At 64.0% G+C, this 20,315-nt stretch carries 19 protein-coding genes; 10 read left to right on the top strand and 9 right to left on the bottom strand.

Annotated features, from left to right (window positions below; genetic code table 11):
• The gene (locus ELS24_RS06270) at positions 1-1,656 is read right to left on the bottom strand and encodes an MFS transporter (protein WP_050447187.1); all 1,656 of its coding nucleotides are present in this window, start codon (positions 1,654-1,656) and stop codon (positions 1-3) included.
• A 171-nt stretch (positions 1,657-1,827) separates the two neighbouring features.
• On the opposite strand from ELS24_RS06270, the gene ELS24_RS06265 reads away from it, so the two are divergent.
• Positions 1,828-2,694, top strand: a complete 867-nt coding sequence (locus ELS24_RS06265) for an IclR family transcriptional regulator (RefSeq protein WP_050447188.1) — start codon at positions 1,828-1,830, stop codon at positions 2,692-2,694.
• A 76-nt stretch (positions 2,695-2,770) separates the two neighbouring features.
• On the opposite strand, the gene ELS24_RS06260 is transcribed toward ELS24_RS06265, so the two are convergent.
• Both ELS24_RS06260 and ELS24_RS06255 read right to left on the bottom strand, forming a co-directional pair.
• A complete protein-coding gene (locus ELS24_RS06260; RefSeq protein ID WP_127183684.1) occupies positions 2,771-3,754 on the bottom strand; it encodes a Bug family tripartite tricarboxylate transporter substrate binding protein in 984 nt (327 codons plus the stop codon).
• Between the two features lie 72 nt (positions 3,755-3,826).
• Positions 3,827-4,954: a mandelate racemase/muconate lactonizing enzyme family protein gene (locus tag ELS24_RS06255; protein ID WP_127183683.1), complete on the bottom strand. Its 1,128-nt coding sequence runs from the start codon at positions 4,952-4,954 to the stop codon at positions 3,827-3,829.
• A gap of 158 nt (positions 4,955-5,112) precedes the next feature.
• On the opposite strand from ELS24_RS06255, the gene ELS24_RS06250 reads away from it, so the two are divergent.
• Positions 5,113-6,003, top strand: coding sequence for a LysR family transcriptional regulator (locus ELS24_RS06250; RefSeq protein ID WP_127183682.1), 891 nt, complete (start codon positions 5,113-5,115; stop codon positions 6,001-6,003).
• Here the strand turns inward: ELS24_RS06250 and ELS24_RS06245 are convergent.
• Together ELS24_RS06245 and ELS24_RS06240 are read right to left on the bottom strand one after the other, a co-directional pair.
• Positions 6,000-7,199 (bottom strand): amidohydrolase family protein, encoded by a 1,200-nt coding sequence (locus ELS24_RS06245; RefSeq protein WP_127183681.1) that lies wholly within the window; start codon positions 7,197-7,199, stop codon positions 6,000-6,002. The two genes, ELS24_RS06250 and ELS24_RS06245, sit on opposite strands and share 4 nt — an antisense overlap.
• A 64-nt stretch (positions 7,200-7,263) precedes the next feature.
• On the bottom strand, positions 7,264-7,461 hold the full coding sequence (locus ELS24_RS06240; RefSeq protein ID WP_082134365.1) for a hypothetical protein: 198 nt from the start codon (positions 7,459-7,461) through the stop codon (positions 7,264-7,266).
• 199 nt (positions 7,462-7,660) lie between these two features.
• Between ELS24_RS06240 and ELS24_RS06235 the strand changes: the two genes are divergently transcribed.
• Complete coding sequence (locus ELS24_RS06235; protein ID WP_127186261.1) at positions 7,661-8,158, top strand: ASCH domain-containing protein; 498 nt, start codon at positions 7,661-7,663, stop codon at positions 8,156-8,158.
• A gap of 276 nt (positions 8,159-8,434) precedes the next feature.
• Entirely contained in the window at positions 8,435-8,776 is a 342-nt protein-coding gene (locus ELS24_RS06230) for a virulence factor (protein ID WP_083447383.1), read from the top strand.
• A gap of 216 nt (positions 8,777-8,992) precedes the next feature.
• On the opposite strand, the gene ELS24_RS06225 is transcribed toward ELS24_RS06230, so the two are convergent.
• From ELS24_RS06225 to ELS24_RS06210, 4 genes are all read right to left on the bottom strand, one after another.
• Positions 8,993-9,241 (bottom strand): hypothetical protein, encoded by a 249-nt coding sequence (locus ELS24_RS06225; protein ID WP_082134366.1) that lies wholly within the window; start codon positions 9,239-9,241, stop codon positions 8,993-8,995.
• A gap of 230 nt (positions 9,242-9,471) precedes the next feature.
• Positions 9,472-10,818 carry a serine--tRNA ligase gene (serS, locus tag ELS24_RS06220; RefSeq protein ID WP_127183680.1) on the bottom strand — a complete coding sequence of 449 codons (1,347 nt, stop codon included), beginning with the start codon at positions 10,816-10,818 and terminating at the stop codon, positions 9,472-9,474.
• A gap of 45 nt (positions 10,819-10,863) precedes the next feature.
• A complete protein-coding gene (locus ELS24_RS06215) occupies positions 10,864-12,204 on the bottom strand; it encodes a replication-associated recombination protein A (RefSeq protein ID WP_127183679.1) in 1,341 nt (446 codons plus the stop codon).
• An 88-nt stretch (positions 12,205-12,292) separates the two neighbouring features.
• Positions 12,293-13,084 (bottom strand): deaminated glutathione amidase, encoded by a 792-nt coding sequence (locus ELS24_RS06210; protein ID WP_083447384.1) that lies wholly within the window; start codon positions 13,082-13,084, stop codon positions 12,293-12,295.
• A gap of 167 nt (positions 13,085-13,251) precedes the next feature.
• On the opposite strand from ELS24_RS06210, the gene ELS24_RS06205 reads away from it, so the two are divergent.
• The 6 genes from ELS24_RS06205 (at position 13,252) to ELS24_RS06180 (ending at position 20,282) form a co-directional block, all read left to right on the top strand.
• Positions 13,252-14,550: an amino acid deaminase gene (locus tag ELS24_RS06205; protein WP_127183678.1), complete on the top strand. Its 1,299-nt coding sequence runs from the start codon at positions 13,252-13,254 to the stop codon at positions 14,548-14,550.
• A gap of 115 nt (positions 14,551-14,665) precedes the next feature.
• Positions 14,666-16,225, top strand: a complete 1,560-nt coding sequence (locus tag ELS24_RS06200; RefSeq protein ID WP_127183677.1) for an ABC transporter substrate-binding protein — start codon at positions 14,666-14,668, stop codon at positions 16,223-16,225.
• 230 nt (positions 16,226-16,455) lie between these two features.
• On the top strand, positions 16,456-17,397 hold the full coding sequence (locus ELS24_RS06195; protein WP_006217836.1) for an ABC transporter permease: 942 nt from the start codon (positions 16,456-16,458) through the stop codon (positions 17,395-17,397).
• A gap of 1 nt (position 17,398) precedes the next feature.
• Complete coding sequence (locus ELS24_RS06190) at positions 17,399-18,274, top strand: ABC transporter permease (protein ID WP_050447197.1); 876 nt, start codon at positions 17,399-17,401, stop codon at positions 18,272-18,274.
• A 2-nt stretch (positions 18,275-18,276) separates the two neighbouring features.
• Positions 18,277-19,284 (top strand): ABC transporter ATP-binding protein, encoded by a 1,008-nt coding sequence (locus tag ELS24_RS06185; RefSeq protein ID WP_127183676.1) that lies wholly within the window; start codon positions 18,277-18,279, stop codon positions 19,282-19,284.
• Positions 19,281-20,282, top strand: coding sequence for an ABC transporter ATP-binding protein (locus ELS24_RS06180; RefSeq protein WP_127183675.1), 1,002 nt, complete (start codon positions 19,281-19,283; stop codon positions 20,280-20,282). Before ELS24_RS06185 ends, ELS24_RS06180 begins: the two co-directional genes overlap by 4 nt.
• Positions 20,283-20,315 lie beyond the last annotated feature (33 nt).

Here is a 20,315-nt window from a genome sequence, read left to right as displayed (position 1 = left end):
TTAGTGGATGGGGTCTTCGTCGATGGCTTGGGCGCGGGTGTTCGGCAGGAACAAGCTGCCGATGATGCCCACTACCACCATCACCACGACCGGATACATCAAACCGCCAAAGATATTGCCGCTGGCCTGCGCCAGATAGGTGGCGGTAAAGGGCACGATGCCGCCGAAGATGCCCGCGCCGATGTGGTACGGGAAGGATAGCGCGGTGTAGCGGATGCGGGCCGGGAACAGTTCAACCAGGTAGGACGCAACCGGTCCATAGACCATCGCAACCACGGCGGTCATCAGCACCAGGATCAGGATGATGGTGGCGCGGTCGACGCGGGCGGGGTCGGCGCGGTCGGGGTAACCCGCCGCGCTCAAGGCCTGGGCATAGCCCGCGCGGTCAAAACCGTTGACGGTAACGCCGCCCACGCTCATGGCAATGGTCTGGCCTGGCAGCGGCGCGGCGTATTCAAAGTTGATGCCCTTGCCGACCAGGAATTTCTTGGCCTGCACGCACACTTTCTTGTGGTCGGCATGGCTGCCGACCATCGCGGCCTGCAAACCGAAGTCGCACGCGCCGCCGCTGGTATCGGCATGCACCAGCACCGGCGTGCTCTGCATGGCCTGGGCCAGCGCCGGGTTGCCGGCTTTCAGCAGCACCTCGAACATCGAGTGGTAGCCGATGGCGGCGATGAACAGACCCGCCATCATGATCCATTTGCGGCCGATGCGGTCGGACAGCCAGCCGAACAGCACGAACGTGGGTGCGCCGATGATGAAGCCGATCAGGATCAGCGTGTAGACGCTGGTCTGGTCCAACTGCACGGCTTGTTGCAGGAAGATCATCACGTAGAACTGGCCCGTGAAGTAGGTGGCGCCCTGGCCGGCGGTGACGCCGATCAGCGCCAGCAGCACCAGGCGCAGGCTGGACCATTGGCCGAACGTTTCCTTGATGGGATTCTTCGACAGGCGGTTCTGCTGCTTCATGCGCGTGAAGACGGGCGATTCATGCAGCTTGGCGCGCACGTAGATCGAAATCGCCAGCATCACGATCGACAGAATGAACGGCAGGCGCCATCCCCATTGGCGGAAGTCCTCGGCGCTCATGGACGCCTGGGTGCACAGGATGACGACCAGCGACAGGATCAGGCCGGCCGACGAGGTGATCTGGATCCACCCGGTCAGCAAGCCACGGCGCTTGGGCTCGCAATGCTCGGCCACGTAGATCACCGCGCCCCCGTATTCGCCGCCCACCGCCAGGCCCTGCACCACGCGCAACGTCAGCAGCAATATCCAGGACAAATGGCCGGCAGACTCGTAGGTGGGCAGGCAGCCGATCAGCACGGTGGCCCCGCCCATCATCACAACCGTGATCAGAAACGTGTATTTGCGGCCCCACTTGTCACCCAGGTAGCCGAACATCACGGCGCCCAAGGGGCGAATGATGAAGCCCACCGCCAGCGCGCCCAAGGCGGCCAGCAGCGCCACCGTGGGGTTGTCCTGCGGGAACAGCACCTGGCTCATGAACACCGCCAGGGTCCCGTAGATGAAAAAGTCGTACCACTCGAACAAGGTGCCCAAGGTGGACGCCACCACCACCTGACGTTCCTCTTTCCTGCTTAGCGTCGGCGCGTCGCCGATGCGCCCCACGGCTGCCACATTTGCTTCCATGCTTGCTTTCCCCTGTGTTTTTAGATTGATACTGCTGTATGCATTAACTATTATCAAACGTAAAACCGACCCGGACAAAGCTGGGGGAAACCCGAAACCGGGCCCGGCAGGAGGCCGCAAGCCCCTGTTGGCCGCTGCTACACTGCCGCCAAACACACAGTGGAGGCAGCAATGGCAAGGCCCGCCGGCAAGGTAGAAAAGAACACGGAAAAGACGCCGACCGCAGCGCGCAGGGGGATCCAATCCATTGAAGTGGGCTTTCGCATCCTGGACCTGATCCGCAAGACGGGCCGGCCGTTACCGCTGAAGGAAATTGCCGACGCCTGTGAGCTGACCGTGCCCAACGTGCACTACTACCTGGTCAGTTTTCAGAAGGTGGGCGTGGTGCAGCAGCATGCGGACACGGGCCACTACGGCTTGGGTCCGTACGCACTGCGGCTGGGGCTGGCGGCCTTGGAGCAGTTCGATGTGTTCACCACGGCGCGGCCCATCATGGCCGAGGTGGCGGCGGTGACCGGGCATACCGTGTTTCTGGGGGTGTGGGGCAACAAGGGGCCGACCATCGTGTACCGAGTGGAAGGCAGCCGCAGCCGGCCCTTGCTGGAATTGCGCGTGGGCACGGTGATGCCGCTACTGTCGTCAGCGCTGGGCCGCAACTTCCTGGCGCATTTGCCGGACGCCCTGACCCGCGACCTGCTGGACCGCGAGATGGCCTCGTCCATTCCCGAAAGCCAGGGCGGCGCCCCCGGCAATTCCTATACGGCGAAAGACGTGCAGGCCATCCGCGACGAGGTGCAAAAGCACCACATCAGCCGCTGCCGCCATGCGCTGCTGCCGCACTTCACGTCGCTGTCCGCGCCCATCTTCGACATGCTGGGCGAGATGACGGCGGCCATCACCTTGATGGGGCCGGTGGGCGCCATCGACGACGACCTGGATTCCGACACCGCGCGCCTGCTGCGCGAAAAAGCGCGGTCGATCTCGGCGATGGCGGGGTGGGAAGGGTCGGAGCCGAACGCGACCGCACGCGAGGGCTGACGCGCGTCGCGTCCGGCGGGCTACGGCGGTGCTGACCGCCCGTGCGCGGCGCTGCCGGGCTACGAGCGCGCGCGCATCAGCTTTCCACGATGATCTTCGCGTCTTTGATGGTCTTGGCGTATTTGCGCTGTTCCTGAACCATGAAGTCGGCAAAGCGCTGCACGCTGCCGCCGCCGTCTTCCGCGCCCACTTGCGCCAGCTTTTCCTGCACGTCCGCCATCGCCAAGACCTGATCGATATCGCGGTTCATGCGCTGGACCATGGCGTCGGGCATCTTGCCCGGACCCACCATGCCGAACCAGATGCTGGCCTCAAATCCCGGGTAGCCTTGTTCCGCCACCGTCGGCACAGTGGGGTGGCTCTTTGAGCGCTGCTGCAAGGTCTGCGCCAACGCGATCACCTTGCCGGACTGCACCAGCGGCGTGGCCGTCGTCATGCCTTCAAAGCAATACTGCACGTGGCCGCCCAGCAGATCGTTCATCAACGGCGCCGAGCCCTTGTACGGCACATGCAGCACGTCGATGCCGGCGCGCGCCTTGAAAATTTCCAGCGCCAGATGCTGGGCCGACCCTGCCCCCGCCGACCCGAACACGATCTTCCCTGGCTGCGCGCGACACAGCTTGACCAAGTCAGGCAGCGTCTTGGCGGGCTGCGACGCGCCGCCGATCAGGATGGTGGGCGTCTTGCCCACCAAGGCGATGGATGAAAAATCCTGGTCCACCGCATAGGCCAGCTTGGGCTGCAAGCCTGGCGCAATGCCGTGGCTGTTCACATGCGCCATCAACAGCGTGTTGCCATCATTGGGCTGGCGCGCCACCTGCTCGGCCGCGATGACGCCCGCCGCCCCGGCGCGGTTTTCCACAATGACGGGAATGTTCCACATCACGCCCAGCTTTTGCCCCAACAGGCGCGCCAGCACGTCGGTGCCGCCGCCCGCCGGAAAGCCCACCACGATTTTCACCGGACCCGACGGCATGTCCTGCTGCGCCCTTGCCGCCGTGGGCAGCACAAGCGCCGCCCCCAGCGCCGCGGCGCCGGTCATGAATTGCCTGCGTTGCATGCTTGTCTCCTCGCGCCGGCCTCGAAGGCCGGCTGCTTGTTTTGAAAAGGCGCCGCTTGCCGCGGCCGGTGTTCAACGACTGATGCGGACCCACTTGCCAAACTTTTCGACCATGCCCTCTTCGAAGCTGAAGCCCAACCCTGGCTCTTGGTGCAAGACCACGCGGCCCTGCTTGTGAGTCAGTTGCCGATCAATCAGCTTGCGGAAATTCAACACCTGGTCATCCCAGAAAAATTCGACGTATCGCGCGTTCGGCGTCGCCGCGACCAAGGGCGCGTGCACGTCGTGGAACCAATGCGGGCAGACCACCACGCCGTAGCTGGCGGCGGTGGCCGCAATGCGCTTCCACTCGGTGATGCCGCCGCACACCGCCGCATCGGTCTGCAGGATGCCGGCCGCGCCCTTGTCGAGCAGTTCCTTGTGATACCAGCGGCCATAGCCGATTTCGGCCGTGGCGATCGGCAGATGCGTCAGCCGCGCCAGCTTGGCGTGGCTGTCGATATCGTCCGGCCCGAAGGGCTCTTCGATGAAATAGGGCTCGTACTGCTCAAAGCGGCGGATGTACTGCATGGCCTGGGTCACGTCCTGCCAGGCGTTGTTGCAGTCCATCATCAGCTCGACGTCGGGGCCCACGGCCTCGCGCGCCGCCTTCAAGCGCGCCTCTTCCTCGCGCGGGGACAGGCGGCCGGTCTTCATCTTGACGGCGCGAAAGCCCTTGTCCACATAGCTGGCCATTTCCTCGCCCAGGTGCTGCGGCGTCTTGCCGTCCAGGTAGTAGCCGCCGCTGGCGTAAGCAGGCACGGTTTCCAGTTCGACCGCGCCCAGGAATTTGTGCAGCGGCAGGCTGGCCGTCTTGGCGTTCAGGTCCCACAGCGCAATGTCCAGCGCGCTCAATGCGCGCATCACGGTGCCCTGGCGGCCTTGCAACAACGCCTCTTGGTACATGGCTTGCCACAAGCCTTCAACGGCGTGTGAATCGCGGCCCAGCAGCACCGGCGCCAACAGGCTTTGGACGGCCGCTTCGAAGATGGCGCCGCCGGCACTGCCCACGTAGCAAAAGCCGATGCCTTCCACGCCGTCGCTGGAACGGACCTTGACCAGGCCGTAGTGGCGGGTGGACACGCTGCGGTTCGAAAACGACGTGACTTTGTCCAGGGGCACCGCGGCGGCGCAAACGTCGATGGATTCAATAATGGGCACGGCAAGCTCCTTGATGGCGGGGATCCAACTCGCGACGCCGGCGCAGCGTGCGCGGGCGGATCGCTCTGGACGTATTCTTCCCGCCGCCAAAGAAAACAACAATTATCTTCACCCATCTTTAGAATACGAAAAAAACATCTTCACAAAGGGCAAGCGCCGTGGACTCCCGCTTTCTTCAAACCTATGTGCATGTGGTGGAGCTGGGCTCCATCGCCCAGGCCGCGCGCCATCAGGGCTTGACCCCCGCCACCGTGCAGCAGCGACTGCGCGCGCTGGAGGGCGACGTGGGCAGCGCCCTGATCGCCCGGTCTGGCCGCACGGTCAAGCCCACGCCTGCCGGCATCCGCATTCTTGAGCGCGCCCGCCATATCCTGCGAGATGTGCGCGACCTGCGCTCGGCGGCCAGCGACACCGAGCTTCCGGCCGGCCCCTTGCGCCTGGGCGCCACGCCCACCGCGCTGACCGGCATCATGCCGCCCGTGCTGCGCACCTGGGTGGCCCGCCATCCTCATATCGAGATCTACATCGAGCCCGCGCCCACCACCCTGCTCTACAGCAAGGTGCTGTCGGGCGAGCTGGATGGCGCGCTGCTGGTGCACCCGCTGTTTGCATTACCCAAGACCTGCGACTGGCGCGACCTGCGCCACGAACCTCTGGTGCTGGTGACGCCCGCCGACATGAAAGTGCGCGACCCGCTGGCCGTCATCGCGCGCGAGCCCTATATCCGCTATGACCGCAGCGTGGTGGGCGGCAAAATGGCCGATGACTACTTGCGCACGCACAACCTGCGGCCACACGTGCGCTTCGAGCTGGACGGCATCGATTCCATTGCGAAACTGGTGGCCGAGGGGCTGGGGGTGGCGGTGCTGCCCGACTGGGCCGTCATGGGCGAACCGACCGCGCGAGTGAAGCGCTGGCCCTTGCCGGTGCCCTGCCCGGTGCGCACGGTGGGCGCGATCTGGCAGCGCGCCGGTGTGCGTTCGGAACTGATGCGGGCGTTCGTCGCATTGACCGAATCGCAGCTGGGTTTGACGCGCGATCAGGCTTAGGCGATGGCGTCCTGGCCATTACGGGCGGCCACCACGCCGTGGGTCACGACCAGACGGCGCGGCTTGCGCGTGACCACGGCTTCGGCCACGCAACTGGCGTCGACCAGCACCAGATCAGCCCGCGCGCCCGGCATCAGGCCGTAGTCCGCAAAGCCACAGGCGCGCGCGGCGGCGCCGGTGACGCAATCAAACGCCCATTCCACTTCGTCGTCGCGGCGCAGATCGTTGCGCAGGCCGATCATCATGGCGCGCGCCAGCATGTCGGGGCTGCCATACGGCGTCCAGGTATCGCGGATGCCGTCATTGCCGCCGAAGATCGTCACGCCTGCCTCGCGGCAAGCTCGCACGCTTGGCACCGGCCGCGACGGTGGGGCCGTGGTCAACACCGCAACGTCCAGCGTCGCCAGCCGTTTGAGCAGTCCCTCCAGCCGCTTGGCGTCAATGCCGCCCAGACAGAAAGCATGGCTGATGACCACCTTGCCTTGCATGCCCAACGCCTGGACGCGATCCAAAATCAGATCCAGCGTGAAAGCACCCAGTTCGCCGGGCTCGTGCAGATGGATGTCGACCGGCTTGCCATGCTTGTCGGCCAGGCCGAACAGCACATCCAGGGATTGGGCGGGGTCGCGGTCGATGGCCGACGGGTCCAGTCCGCCCAACACATCAGCGCCTTGCGCCAGCGCCTGGTCCAACAGGTCGGCCGTGCCGGGGCGCACCAACAAGCCCGATTGCGGAAAGGCCACGGTCTGGATTTCCACGCGGCCCGCCAAGGCTTCGCGGGTGGCATGCACGCCATCCAAATGGCGCAGGCCCGCGTCGGTGTCCACGTCAACATGGCTGCGGATGCGGGTGGTGCCTTCGCGCAGGAAAGCCAGCGCCAACGCGCGCGCATGGCTGGCCGCGTCGTGGCCGGTACTGGCTCGCCAGGTGCGTTCGTTTTCTATGCGGTCGGTCAGGGCGGGGCCAACCGCATTCACATACCAAGGCGAATCCCAGTTGGTCTTGTCCAGGTGGGTATGGCCTTCAACCAGCCCCGGCAACAGCAAGGCGCCGCCGCCATCCTCAACAGGAAGGTCGGCTGGCGCCTGGATACCCGATTGGATTTGCAGGATGCGCCCACCGCGCACCAACACATCGACAACATCGGCGGCATTGTTCGCCACAACGCGGACGTTTTTCAACAGCAGGTCGGTCATGGATTTTTCCCGGACGAACGAAAGCGGCCGGCCCGAAAGGCCGGCCACGTATCAGCCCAAAGGTTCAGACTTGTGGCGGTTCGATCCAGAAGAAGCGTTCGCCTTGGCGGACCATATCCGCTACGCCCTCGGCGCCGATGCGGTAGTCCGAGCCCATCAGCGATGCGCCGCCGTCTTCATGGATGTGGATAACGGCCAGCGGGTCATTGGCCATCGTGTACCAGTAGTAACCGGGCTTGAGATTATGCAGGTCTGTAGTCATTGCTCGAGTATACAAACAACACTGGCGGTACAAAAAGACAACATAAATACACAGCCTGCCTGACAGCATGAACTCGACACGTCATACTGCCTGCTCCTGATCTGAATTAGCTGGTGCATTTGTCACACATCGGTTGAAAGCCAAACGCAGTACGCGGACGTTGTATGCGGACGCCGACCGAGAGGAGAACAGCGGGCCCATGAAAAGGCAGTCACTTCAATTCAGCGAACCGCTCAAGCAAGCCGTCCTGGCTGGCTTGAAAGTGCAGAGTCGCCGCATTCTGAAGCCCCAACCCTCCAAACCCACGACGGTTTGGTATGCGGACGCCGCCGATTCCGGCCGCTGGGTGGCAATGGGTCCTAATCGCGATAACCCCTGCGAATTACGCAAAACGTCCAGCTGGGTCAGGTGCCCTTACGGAAAAATCGGCGAAAGCATTATCCTGACCGACGAGGCGGGTAATGGATTCGCAACGGCGCTTATTGTGGGGGTACGCATTCAGCGCCTGCAAAGCCTGACCGAAGCCGACGCGCGCGCCGAGGGCACGGAAGCCATGTACCAATCCTCGGCGTTATTACCGGGCGTTCCCCTTCAAACAGCGTTTGCGTTGATGTGGTGCGAACGCTACGGTTCGCACGCCTGGGCGGCAAACCCTTGGGTCTGGGTCGTGGAATTCCGTGGAGCTCAGTCAATCTGACGCGACCGCGCCACATTACCCGCCGTGATAGTGACTGACTGTAACGTCTCTACCTGACTTCATCTGATTCCACTCCATTTCAATCGATTTCAGGTGTGCTTCTACCAGAGCGCAAGCACTATCTTGCGCCGCAGCAGAAAGCCAGCCTGTCGGCAGGGGACGGTTGCGGATTGTCGCTATTGAGGGTGCGCCGCTTACGAATCCTTGACCGAAAAGCCCGAAAATAGGCACGTCGAATACTCAACTATGCTGTGTCGCGCAGCAGGCAGGTGCAACATGAAAAAATGGCTTATTGCTGGTGCCGGTGCCGCGGGTCTGCTGATTTCCAGCCTGGCCTTCGCCCGAGTGGATGTGGGAATTTCCATCGGCCTGCCCGGCGTGGTGTACCCCGCCCCGGTGTACGTGGCGCCCGCTCCTGTTTACGTGGCGCCTCCCCCTCCCGTGTACTACCGTCCCGCGCCCGTCTATGTGGCGCCTCCGGTGGTTTACCCCGCCCCGGTCTATTACCGTGGCGGTCCCCACTGGCGCGGCGGCCCGCCCCCGCGTTATTACGGCCCCGGCCCCGGCCATTACCGTGGCCATGGCCATGGAAAGGGACACGGCGACTGGCGCCGTTAAAAAGCAAAGGCCACTCTTACGAGTGGCCTTTTTCCGTTAGGGCATTGTCCGGTGCCCCATTGGATCGACTATCAGGCCGCGGGGGCCCGTACCGGCTTCTCCACCGCAACGGCGGATTTTTGAGACACCTGATTGGGCTTGGCATCCGCCCAACGCGGTGATTCCTGAACAAGATCAATCCATCTGCGGGGCGCACTGGACGCCCGCCACCAACCATTATGCGGACGCATGGGCAAACTCCGGTTCACCGTTAAAACGCACACCATTGATTTCTTGGAACAATTGACGGCTTTCCTGTTCTGCTTCGTGCAAGTCTGAGAACGGTGCCTGTCCCGGCACTGTCCAGCATTTTTCCGGCGCGGTTCCGCCTACTCGGCGGGTCCATATCTGCACGCGGTAGCCCTGTTCGTCTTCACGAGCCACAGAGCATCTCACACGAAAATCTCCAATCATTCTTGAAGTCATGGACAACTCCTTGTTATATAAGTGAATGAAGCGTGTAGAACGCGGGTGTATTGTGCCGCATCTATCCGGCCCTTTTATTAAAAATACACAATTGCTCACATCAAAATCATGCACTTACCCGCGTAGCATAATGAGCAAAAACGACAGCAATATGTCGACATGATAAAAAAAAACGGAGCCCAAAGGCTCCGTTTTCTTATCAGCCATATGGCCGATAGACGCGGCGCACGTCAGGGTTTCAGCACCGTCAAACCGCCCATATAAGGCTGCAACGCCTCGGGAACCAATACGCTGCCGTCAGGCTGCTGATGATTTTCCAGCACGGCGACCAACGCCCGACCCACGGCCAAACCCGAACCATTCAGCGTGTGGACGAATTCCGGTTTACCTTGAGCATTACGGAAACGCGCCTGCATGCGACGGGCCTGGAAAGTTTCGCAATTGGACACCGACGAAATTTCGCGCCAGGTATTTTGCGCAGGCAGCCACACTTCCAGGTCATAGGTCTTGGCCGAGCCAAAACCCATGTCGCCGGTGCACAGCAGCATGACGCGGTACGGCAGGCCCAGCAATTGCAGGACGCGCTCGGCATGGCCGACCATGTCTTCCAACGCTTCGTAGGACTGGTCCGGCTGCGTGATCTGCACCATTTCGACCTTGTCGAACTGATGCTGGCGGATCATGCCGCGAGTGTCGCGGCCGCCGCTGCCGGCTTCGGAACGGAAGCACGGCGTATGCGCGGTGAGCTTCAGCGGCAGGTCGGCGGCGGCCTGGATGGTGTCGCGCGCCACGCTGGTCAGCGTGATTTCCGACGTGGAGATCAGGTATTGGTCTTCACGCACGTAAGGGTTGCCCGCGGCATCAACCTTGGGGTCGTCATCGCCACCGCCCTTGGACACGGCGAACATGTCGTCCTTGAACTTGGGCAACTGGCCCGTTCCATACAAGGTGGATGCGTTGACGATGTAAGGCGTATAGCACTCGGTGTAGCCGTGCATACCCGTTTGCAGGTCCAGCATGAACTGAGACAGCGCGCGGTGCAGGCGGGCGATGGGGCCGCGCATGAACGAGAAGCGCGCGCCCGACAGCTTGGCGGCCATGTCGAAATCCAGGCCCAGCGGTTCGCCGATGGCGACGTGGTCACGCGCCTCGAACGCCAGCGCGGGCGGGTTGCCGTCGGCACCCGCTTCGCCCGGCAGCCAGCGACGGACCTCGACGTTGTCGTCGGCGGATTCGCCCAGAGGCACACTGGGGTGCGGCAAGTTCGGCACCGACATCAGCAGGTCGTTAAGCGGCGCCTGCAAGGCGGCCAGCTCTTCTTCCAACTGCTTCAGGCGGACAGGCACCGCCTGCGATTCCGCCATGACGGCGCTGGCGTCTTCACCCTTGGCCTTCAACTGACCGATCTGCTTGGCCAGCGCGTTGCGGCGGGCTTGCAGGGACTCGGTTTCGGTCTGGACGGCCTTGCGGCGAGACTCCAGGTCGTTGAACCGTTCCGTGTCGAAGGACACGCCACGGCTCTTGAGGCGGTCGACGACGGTTTGCAGGTCTTTGCGCAGCAGTATCGGGTCTAGCATGTTGATGTCGGTTGAGGTTCTAGTGAAGGCAACAGGCAGGGCCCGTTACCGGTTCTTGGCGCGTTCCTGTGCGTCCAGCTCGCGCAGGAATGCCAACTTTTGCTGGATTTTAGCCTCCAGGCCGCGATCGGTCGGCCGATAGAAGGAAGGCTTGAGTCCATCAGGGAAATATTGTTCGCCAGCGGCGTAGCCGTGCGGCTCGTCGTGAGCATAGCGGTAGGCCTTGCCATGGCCCAACTGCTTCATCAATTTGGTGGGCGCGTTGCGCAGGTGGATGGGCACCGGCGCGCTGCCGTGTTCAGCCGCGAACTGGCGCGCCTGGTTGTAGGCGTTGTAGACGGCGTTGGACTTGGCGGCACACGCCATGTAGACCACCGCTTGCGCCAGGGCGAGCTCGCCTTCGGGCGAACCCAGGCGCTCATAGATGTCGGCGCCGTTCACGGCCAGGTCGGTGGCGCGCGGGTCGGCCAGGCCGATGTCTTCCACCGCCATGCGAACCAGGCGGCGCGACAGGTATTTGGGATCGGCCCCGCCGTCGATCATGCGGCAGAACCAATACAGCGCGGCGTCGGGATTGGAGCCGCGCACCGATTTGTGCAGGGCGCTGATCTGGTCGTAGAAAGCGTCGCCGCCCTTGTCGAAACGGCGCAGGTTCTGCGACAGCGATATTTCCAGCCAAGCCGCATCCACGGTGTCGCGGCCCGCCGACTGCGCGGATTCCGCCACGACTTCCACCGCGCTGATCAAGCGCCGCGCGTCGCCGTCGGCCCAGGCGGCCAATTGCTCGCGCGCGTCGGGCTCGATGCGAATGGCTTCGCCGTCATCCAGCCCTTCGTTCAGCGCATGTACCGCGCGGTCGACCAGTTGCTGCAATTCCTCGGGCGATAGCGATTGCAGCACGTACACCCGCGCCCGCGACAACAGCGCCGAATTGACTTCGAAGGACGGGTTTTCGGTGGTGGCGCCGATGAAGGTGAACAGCCCGCTTTCGACGTAGGGCAGAAAAGCATCCTGCTGCGCCTTGTTGAAGCGATGCACCTCGTCCACGAACAGAATGGTGCGGCGGCCCTGACCTTGCGCCACCTGCGCCACCGTGACGGCTTCGCGGATGTCCTTGACGCCGCCCAGCACCGCCGAAATGGCAATGAACTGCGCATCGAAGCCATCAGCCATCAGGCGCGCCAGCGTGGTCTTGCCCACGCCCGGCGGCCCCCAGAAAATCATGGAATGCGGACGGCCGGACTCAAACGCCACGCGCAGCGGCTTGTCAGGACCCAGCAGGTGCGACTGCCCGACCACATCGGACAAGGAACGCGGGCGCAGGCGCTCGGCCAGGGGCACATAGGGCCGATGCGCAGGATCGGCCGCGAAGAGATCGTTGCTCATTGGCAGCAGATGGGGGAAGACGGCAAGAAATACAAGTCAGCATTACACCATGACCGCCGCCTTTGCCCCGGGAAGCAAGCGGCCGTGCCTAAGCCAGTTCGGGCGGTGCAAAGCGGCGGTTGGCCAGCACCGGCAGCACCTTGCGCGCATGTGCCAGGCGTTCCGGGTCGATATCGGCAAACACCAGCGCCGGCGCCTCGCCCGCGCGCGCCGTCACCACGCCAAGCGGGTCCACCACCATGCTGCAGCCGATATTGCGTTCACCGCATTCCCCGGTGGCCGCCACGTAGCAGGTGTTTTCCAGCGCGCGTGCCGTAACCAGCACTTCCCAATGCATTTCCTTCAGCGGGCCGCGCACCCAGGCCGCCGGCAGCACCAGCAGGTCGGCCCCGTCCAGCGCCAGGCGGCGCGCCAATTCAGGGAAGCGCACGTCGTAGCAGGTCATGAGCCCCACGCGCAGGCCGGCGATGTCCAGCAACGGCGGAAGCTCGGTGCCGGCCGTGACGTTGGTGGATTCCTTCATCGTGAAGGCGTCATACAGGTGCAACTTGCGGTATTGCGACACGATGCGGCCGTCCTGGACGGTAACCAAAGTATTCCAGACCCGCCCTTCGCCTGTTGGAACGTGCACGCACATCATGGTGGCAAGCGACGAACCACGGCTGGCTTCAAGCAGCCGGGTCATGAAAGGGCCGTCCAGCGGCTGAGCCGCTTTCAGCACGATTTGCGGGTCGGTAATGTCGCGGGCCAGGATGCCTTCGGGCAAGACCAAAAGCCCCGCGCCGCCTGCGCGGGCGCGCTCCATCAGGTCAATGCAGACCTGCGCGTTTTCTTCCCAGACCCGGCTCACGGCGAACTGGCCCAAAGCGACTTTCAACATGGCTTTTCCTTCATGGAGCGCGGTGATTTCGCGAACTGCTTATTGTCGCGCCAACCTGCCCCTGACGCAGCCTACGGGTAAGCCCTAGCTGCCGCTTGTAAATTTCTTTCACGATAATGAAAAAAATAAACTTTCACGTAAATATTTTCCAGACCCGAGCGCCCGCCATGACGAATTCATCTTCCCCCGCCGCCTTGTTGGATGTGAACGGCAAAGGCCTGGGCGCGTTCCCCGAGTCCTGTACGACGGCCGGTGTGGCCGCGCTGAACTGGAACCTGCTGAACGAAGACGTCAGCCTGCCCGTGGCGGTGTTGTACGAAGCGCGCGTGCGCCACAACCTGCAATGGATGCAGCAGTTCATGGAGGCCTACCACGTCAAGCTGGCGCCCCACGGCAAGACCACGATGAGCCCCGCCCTGTTCAAGCGCCAGATCGACAACGGCGCGTGGGGCATCACACTGGCCACCGCGCCGCAAGTGCTGGCCGCGTATCAACACGGCATCCGCCGCGTGCTGATGGCCAACCAATTGGTGGGCCGCGCCAACATGGCCATCATTGCGCGCCTGCTGCAAGACCCCGCGTTCACCTACTTCTGCATTGTCGATTCGCCCGCCAACGCCGCCCAGTTGGGCAAGTTCTTCGGTGAGCAGGGCCTGACCCTGCCGGTGCTGATCGAACTCGGTCCCACGGGCGGACGCACCGGCGTGCGCGACGACGCACAGTTGCAGGCCGTGGTTGAAGAAATCGGCCGCTGGCCCGCCCTGGCACTGGCCGGCATTGAAGTCTATGAAGGCGTATTGCAGGAAGAAAGCGCCATCCGCGCCTTCCTGCGCCGCGCCACCGATGCCCTGCGCGGGCTGGCCACCGCCGGCCGTTTGCGCAAGAACGGCCCTGCCCTCATCTCTGGCGCGGGTTCGGCCTGGTTCGACGTGGTGGCCGAGGAATTCTCGCAACTGGATATCGGCGCGCCGCTGGAAGTGGTGCTGCGCCCCGGTTGCTACCTGTCGCACGACGTGGGCGTCTACCGCTCGGCGGCTGAACGCATCAACGCCCACAACCCCGTGGCGCAAAAGATGGAACCGGGCCTCTTGCCCGCCTTGCAGGTCTGGGCCTATGTGCAATCACTGCCCGAACCCGGCCGCGCCATCATTGCCCTGGGCAAGCGCGACGCCGCGTTTGACGCCGGCCTGCCCACACCCGCCCTGCACTTCCGGCCCGGCCTGACGCGGCCCGACCTGACGCGGCCCGACCAAGACACGCCCAGCGCGGCGCCGCAAGCCTGGAAGCTGACCGCCATGATGGACCAGCATGCCTTCATGCAGATCGCCGACGGCGACGACATCCAGGTCGGCGACATGATCGCCTTCGACATTTCCCACCCCTGCCTGACGTTCGACAAGTGGCGCCAGGTGCTGCTGGTGGACGAGCAATACCGCGTCACCGACGTCGCTGAAACCTTTTTCTAGAACGCCCCCGCACGCCGCACCGCGCCTGGCCCGAGGGGGCTGCTGCACACCCGTGACCACGGCGCAACTCCGATCACACGCGACAACCTGTTTTTGACCCTCTGGAGAGAGAATCATGAACTTCCGACCCTCCCGGCGAGGCAGTGGGCTGACCAGCCTGCTCGCGGCCGGCGCTATTGGCTTGACCGCATTGACCTCCCCCGCCCTGAGTGCCACGCCGGTCAAGGGGGGCACGATATCCGTCGCCACCATCGGTGAACCCCCCACGCTGGACCCGATGAGCAGCACCGCCGACCTGGTGGGCATCCTGACGCAGCATTTCTTTGAAACGCTCTACACCTTCGACGCCAAGTGGAACCTGACGCCGCTGCTGGCCGAGAAGATGCCGGACGTCACCCCCGACGGCCTGGTCTACACGATTCCGCTGCGCCAGGGCATCACCTTCCATGATGGTTCGAAGATGGATTCGTCGGACGTGCTGGCGTCCCTGAAGCGCTGGACCGAAACCGCCACGCGCGGCAAGGGCGCGGCCAAGGTCATCAGCAGCATTGAAGCGCCTGACGCCAACACCATCCGCATCACGCTGAAGCAACCCTATGCGCCGCTGACCGCCCTGCTGGCCCTGAACAACGCCGCGGCCGTCATCATGCCCAAGAGCAAGATCGCGCCGGTGCTGACCGAATTCGTCGGCACGGGGCCTTACCAGTTGAAGGCCCGCATGCCGGACCAATACATCCAGCTGGTGCGCTTCGACGGCTACAAGCAACGCGAGGGCGAGCCCGATGGTTATGGCGGCGCGCGCAAGCAGTACCTGGACGAAATCCGCTTCGTGCCGGTCAGCAACGCCAACACCCGTTCCGAAGCCGCTGCCGCCGGCCAGTTCGACTACGTCGATTCGCTGCCCGTGGAAGCGCTGGAAAAGCTCAAGGGGGGCCGTTCTGATCCGGTGATGTTGAAGCCCTTCGGCTGGCCGCGTCTGGTGCTCAACACCAAGCAAGGCATCATGTCCAACCTGGCCGTGCGCCAGGCCGTGCAGTTGGCGCTGAACGAAGAAGACATGCTGTACGCCGCCTTCGGCAACAAGGACTTCTACAAGCTGAACGGCGATCTGTATCCGGAAGGCTATCCGTGGGCCACGTCGCTGGGCGGCAAGGTCTATAACAAGGCCGACTCCGCCGCTGCCAAGAAGCTGCTGGACGGCGCCAATGTCGCCGACAAAAAGATCCGCATCCTGACCAGCCAGCAGTACGAATTCCATTACAAGATGGCGCTGGTGGCCGCGGAATACCTGAAGGCCGCCGGCTTCACGGTGGACATGCAGGTGGTGGACTGGGCCACGCTGACGCAGCGCCGCCAAGACCCCGCCGTGTGGGACATCTTCATCACCCACAGCGTGTTCCTGCCGGAACCCGCGCTGATCGACTTCCCGTCGAAAGATGCGCCGGGCTGGTGGGACACCCCGCGCCGCGCTCAAGTCATGGACGCTTTCAACCAGGCCCGCACGCAGGAAGAACGCATCAAGCGCTGGGCCGACGTGCAGCAAGCCGTGTATGACGAGGTGCCGTTCGTGAAGGTCGGTGACTTCAACGCCCAGTCCGCACGCTCGCCGTCGCTGCAAGGCACGTACCCCGCCCCCTGGCCGTTCTTCTGGAACGCCTGGAAAAGCCCCAAGTAGGATGGGTGAAGCGCGGCATGCCCTGGGCAAGAACCCGATTGCCTGCCGCGCGCAACCCATCAAGCAGCGGTGGGTTCTTAACGGTTTCAGCCACAACATCACCGTTGCTTGATGGGTTACGCGCGATGGACGTCGTTGTTCTGATTACCGGCCTGCCGCGCTCCACCCATCCTACGAGCCGCCGTGCCGAACCAGTCGCCGTGTCGAATGACGCTTTTTAGGACTTTATCGTGTTGCGTTATCTTTTAAACCGCTTGGTCGGGCTGGTGGCTGTGATGTTTATCGTCGCGACCATTGTGTTCGTCATTATTCGCGTCACGCCCGGTGACCCGGCCGCGGTGATGCTTGGGCCGCAGGCCAGCCAGCAGGACATCGCGGCGCTGCGCGCGCAGTTGGGGCTGGACCAGCCCATGGCGCTGCAATATGTGTCGTGGCTGGGCAAGCTGCTGCAAGGCGATCTGGGCCAGTCCATCTTCATGAACAAGCCCGTGCTATCCGCCTTGGCCGACCGCGCCGAGCCCACGATTCTTCTGACGCTGATGTCGCTGCTGATCGCCAGCGCCATCGCGCTGCCGGTGGGCATTCTGTCCGCGGTCAAGCGCGGCACCACGCTGGACCAGTCGGTGCTGTCGTTTTCGATGTTTACTTCCAGCGTGCCCAGCTTCTGGCTGGGCTTGCTGCTGATGCAGATTTTCTCGGTCAAGCTGGGCTGGCTGCCGGTGTCGGGCTATGGCGGTCCGGACGCATCGCTGGCCACGCGCCTGTCGCATTTGATCCTGCCCGCCGTGGTGCTGGGGCTGGTGAATTCCGCGCTGATCACTCGCTTCATCCGCGCCAGCATGCTGGACGTGCTGCGCGACGACTACGTGCGCACCGCGCGGGCCAAGGGTCTGCCGGAAAGCAAGGTCATCCTGAAGCACGCCGTGCGCAACGCGCTGATCCCCATCCTGACCGTGCTGGGGCTTACCACCGCGCTCTTGATCAGCGGCGCCGTCGTGACCGAAACCGTGTTCGGCCTGCCCGGCGTGGGCAGCCTGGTGGTGTCGGCCGTGCTGCGCCGCGACTATCCCGTCATCCAGGGCGCGCTGCTGATCATCGCGGCCATCTACGTCCTGATCAATCTGATCATCGACCTGCTGTACCTGCTGGTCGACCCCCGGGTGCGCTACTGATATGGCTATTGCAACTTCTCCCCAATCCTCGGGCGGCGCCGACCGCTGGCAGGTGCTGCGCCTGTTGGTGTCGCGCAAGACCGTGCTGTTGAGCCTGATCGTGATCATCGTGCTGGTGGCCGCCGCGCTGCTGGCGCCGTGGGTCAGCCCGTACGACCCCTTCAAGCTGTCCATCATGAACCGGCTGAAAGCGCCGGGCGCCGCGCACTGGTTCGGCACCGACGACTTCGGCCGCGATGTGTTCAGCCGCGTCATCTACGGCGGGCGCCTATCATTGATGGTGGGTTTTTCGGTGGTGATCGTGTCCAGCGTGCTGGGCATTGCGCTGGGGCTCATCGCGGGTTTCTTCCGCTCGGCCGACAAGTTCGTGTCGCGCCTGATCGACGCCATGATGGCCTTCCCGGACATCCTGCTGGCGATCTCGCTGGTGGCGGCGCTGGGGCCGTCGCTGATCAACGTGGTGATTGCGCTGGGCATCGTCTACACGCCGCGCCTGGCCCGCATCGTGCGCGCCTCGACGCTGGTGATACGTGAACTGCCTTTCGTGGAAGCCGCCCGTGCGCTGGGCGTGCCCACCTGGCGCATCGTCACCGTGCACGTGCTGCGCAACCTGGTGTCGCCCATTCTGGTGCAAGGCACGTTCATCTTCGCCTACGCGATCCTGGCCGAAGCCGGCCTGTCGTTCCTGGGCGTGGGCGTTTCGCCCGACATTCCCACCTGGGGCACCATGATCAACGCCGGCCAGCAGTACATGGGCTCGGCCGACTGGATCATGGTTTTTCCCGGCATCGCCATTGTGCTGTCCGTGCTGTCGCTGCAATTGGTGGGCGACGGACTACGCGACGTACTCGACCCACGCCTGCGCAAGGAGCTGTAATCATGACGGCAAGCACCCGAGACGTCGTGCTGTCCGTGGAAGGGCTCAAGACCTGGTTCCACAGCCGCGACGGTATCGCCAAGTCCGTGGACGGCGTCACCTTCGACCTGGCCCGCGGTGAAACGCTGGCCATCGTGGGCGAATCCGGTTCCGGTAAATCCGTGACCAGCCTGTCCATCATGGGCCTGTTGCCCAAGCCGGCGGGCCGCATCGAAGCGGGCAAGATCCTGTTCCGCGACCGCCAGGGCGTGCAGCATGATCTGGCCCATGCGTCGTCCACCACCCTGCAAAAGATACGCGGCGCGGAAATCGCCATGATCTTCCAGGAGCCCATGACCAGCCTGAACCCGCTGTACACGGTGGGCGACCAGATCGCCGAAGCCGTGTTGCAGCACGAAGGCGGATCCTACGCGGCAGCCATCAAGCGCGCCCGCGAAATGCTGGAACGCGTGGAGATTCCCGCCGCCGACCGGCGCGTCAATGAATACCCGCACCAGATGTCGGGCGGCATGCGCCAGCGCGTGATGATTGCACTGGCACTGGCCTGCAACCCGGCGGTGCTGATCGCCGATGAACCCACCACCGCGCTGGACGTCACCGTGCAGGCGCAGATTCTTGACCTGCTGCGCCGGCTGCAAAAAGAGATGAACATGAGCATTCTGTTCATCACGCACAACCTGGGCGTGGTGGCGGAAATCGCGCATCGCGTGGCGGTCATGTACGCCGGGCGCGTGGTGGAAGACGCGGGCGTGTACGACCTGTTCGAAAAGCCCACGCATCCGTATACCCGCGGCCTCTTGTCCTGTCTGCCCACGGCGGCGCTGCTGGCTTCCGGTGAGCGCCTGCGCGCCATCCCGGGCAACGTGCCCAGCGTGCTGTCGCTACCGGCGGGCTGCACGTTCGCGCCGCGCTGCGACATGGCAGCCGACGATTGCCGCGCCGCCGTGCCCGATTTGGTGGCCGTGCAGGCCGAACACCGCGCGCGCTGCATCAAGGTGAACCCGATATGACTAGCCCCCAAGCCACCGTGCGGGCCGAAGACCCGCTGGTCCGCATTGAAGATCTGAAAGTCCACTTCCCCACCTCGCAAGCGCGTCATGCGCCCGTCGTGCGCGCGGTGGACGGCGTCAGCTTTGACGTGCCCCGCAACACCATCGTTGGCCTGGTCGGTGAATCCGGCTCGGGCAAGACCACGACGGGACGCGCCTTGCTGCGCCTGTTCAAGCCCACCGCCGGCCGCCTGCTGTTCGACGGCCAGGACATCACGCATCTGAACGAAAAGCAGATGCTGCCGTGGCGCCGCCGCATGCAGATTGTGTTCCAGGACCCCTACGCCAGCCTCAACCCCCGCATGACGGTGGCCGAGATCCTGGGCGAGGCGCTGGACACGCACAAGTTGGCGCAGCACCGCCGCACGGCCCGCATCGGCGAACTGCTTGAGCGCGTGGGCCTAAACGCGGACCACAGCCGGCGCTACCCGCATGAATTTTCGGGCGGCCAGCGCCAGCGCATCGGCATTGCACGCGCCCTGGCGGTTGAGCCCGACTTCATCGTGGCGGACGAACCCGTGTCGGCGCTGGATGTGTCGGTGCAGGCGCAGGTGCTGAACCTGCTGCAAGACCTGCAACGCGACCTGGGCCTGACGATGCTGTTCGTGGCCCATGACCTGGCCGTGGTGGACTACCTGTGCGACGAAGTGGTCGTGATGTACCTGGGCCGTGTCATGGAGCGCGGCCCCACCAGCGAAGTCTACGCACGCCCGCGCCACCCCTATACTCGCGCGCTGCTGTCGGCCGCGCCCGTACCGGATCCGCGTGCGCCGCGTTCGCGTATTCTGCTCAAGGGCGACATCCCCAGCCCGATCAATCCGCCGTCCGGCTGCGTGTTCCGCACACGTTGCCCCCACGCCACCGACGCCTGCGCCACCATCGAGGCGCAAGCGGTGGAAGTGGGTCCGGGCCACTTTGTGGCCTGTACGCGCCTTGACGCCCCCGAGCTGGCAGCCTAGCCACTGCACCAAACGATCCGACCCAGGAACCCC

Source organism: Achromobacter spanius (assembly GCF_003994415.1).
Lineage (GTDB): Bacteria > Pseudomonadota > Gammaproteobacteria > Burkholderiales > Burkholderiaceae_B > Achromobacter > Achromobacter spanius_C.
Note: the sequence above shows the minus strand (reverse complement) of the source record. Positions and strands in the feature narration are given on the sequence as shown.

Coding starts and splice junctions, on each gene's coding strand:
- ELS24_RS06270 (WP_050447187.1), bottom strand. CDS start 1,656: ATGGAAGCAAATGTGGCAGCCGTGGGGCGCATCGGCGACGCGCCGACG.
- ELS24_RS06265 (WP_050447188.1), top strand. CDS start 1,828: ATGGCAAGGCCCGCCGGCAAGGTAGAAAAGAACACGGAAAAGACGCCG.
- ELS24_RS06260 (WP_127183684.1), bottom strand. CDS start 3,754: ATGCAACGCAGGCAATTCATGACCGGCGCCGCGGCGCTGGGGGCGGCG.
- ELS24_RS06245 (WP_127183681.1), bottom strand. CDS start 7,199: ATGACCGACCTGCTGTTGAAAAACGTCCGCGTTGTGGCGAACAATGCC.
- ELS24_RS06240 (WP_082134365.1), bottom strand. CDS start 7,461: ATGACTACAGACCTGCATAATCTCAAGCCCGGTTACTACTGGTACACG.
- ELS24_RS06235 (WP_127186261.1), top strand. CDS start 7,661: ATGAAAAGGCAGTCACTTCAATTCAGCGAACCGCTCAAGCAAGCCGTC.
- ELS24_RS06230 (WP_083447383.1), top strand. CDS start 8,435: ATGAAAAAATGGCTTATTGCTGGTGCCGGTGCCGCGGGTCTGCTGATT.
- ELS24_RS06225 (WP_082134366.1), bottom strand. CDS start 9,241: ATGACTTCAAGAATGATTGGAGATTTTCGTGTGAGATGCTCTGTGGCT.
- serS (WP_127183680.1), bottom strand. CDS start 10,818: ATGCTAGACCCGATACTGCTGCGCAAAGACCTGCAAACCGTCGTCGAC.
- ELS24_RS06215 (WP_127183679.1), bottom strand. CDS start 12,204: ATGAGCAACGATCTCTTCGCGGCCGATCCTGCGCATCGGCCCTATGTG.
- ELS24_RS06210 (WP_083447384.1), bottom strand. CDS start 13,084: ATGTTGAAAGTCGCTTTGGGCCAGTTCGCCGTGAGCCGGGTCTGGGAA.
- ELS24_RS06205 (WP_127183678.1), top strand. CDS start 13,252: ATGACGAATTCATCTTCCCCCGCCGCCTTGTTGGATGTGAACGGCAAA.
- ELS24_RS06200 (WP_127183677.1), top strand. CDS start 14,666: ATGAACTTCCGACCCTCCCGGCGAGGCAGTGGGCTGACCAGCCTGCTC.
- ELS24_RS06190 (WP_050447197.1), top strand. CDS start 17,399: ATGGCTATTGCAACTTCTCCCCAATCCTCGGGCGGCGCCGACCGCTGG.
- ELS24_RS06185 (WP_127183676.1), top strand. CDS start 18,277: ATGACGGCAAGCACCCGAGACGTCGTGCTGTCCGTGGAAGGGCTCAAG.
- ELS24_RS06180 (WP_127183675.1), top strand. CDS start 19,281: ATGACTAGCCCCCAAGCCACCGTGCGGGCCGAAGACCCGCTGGTCCGC.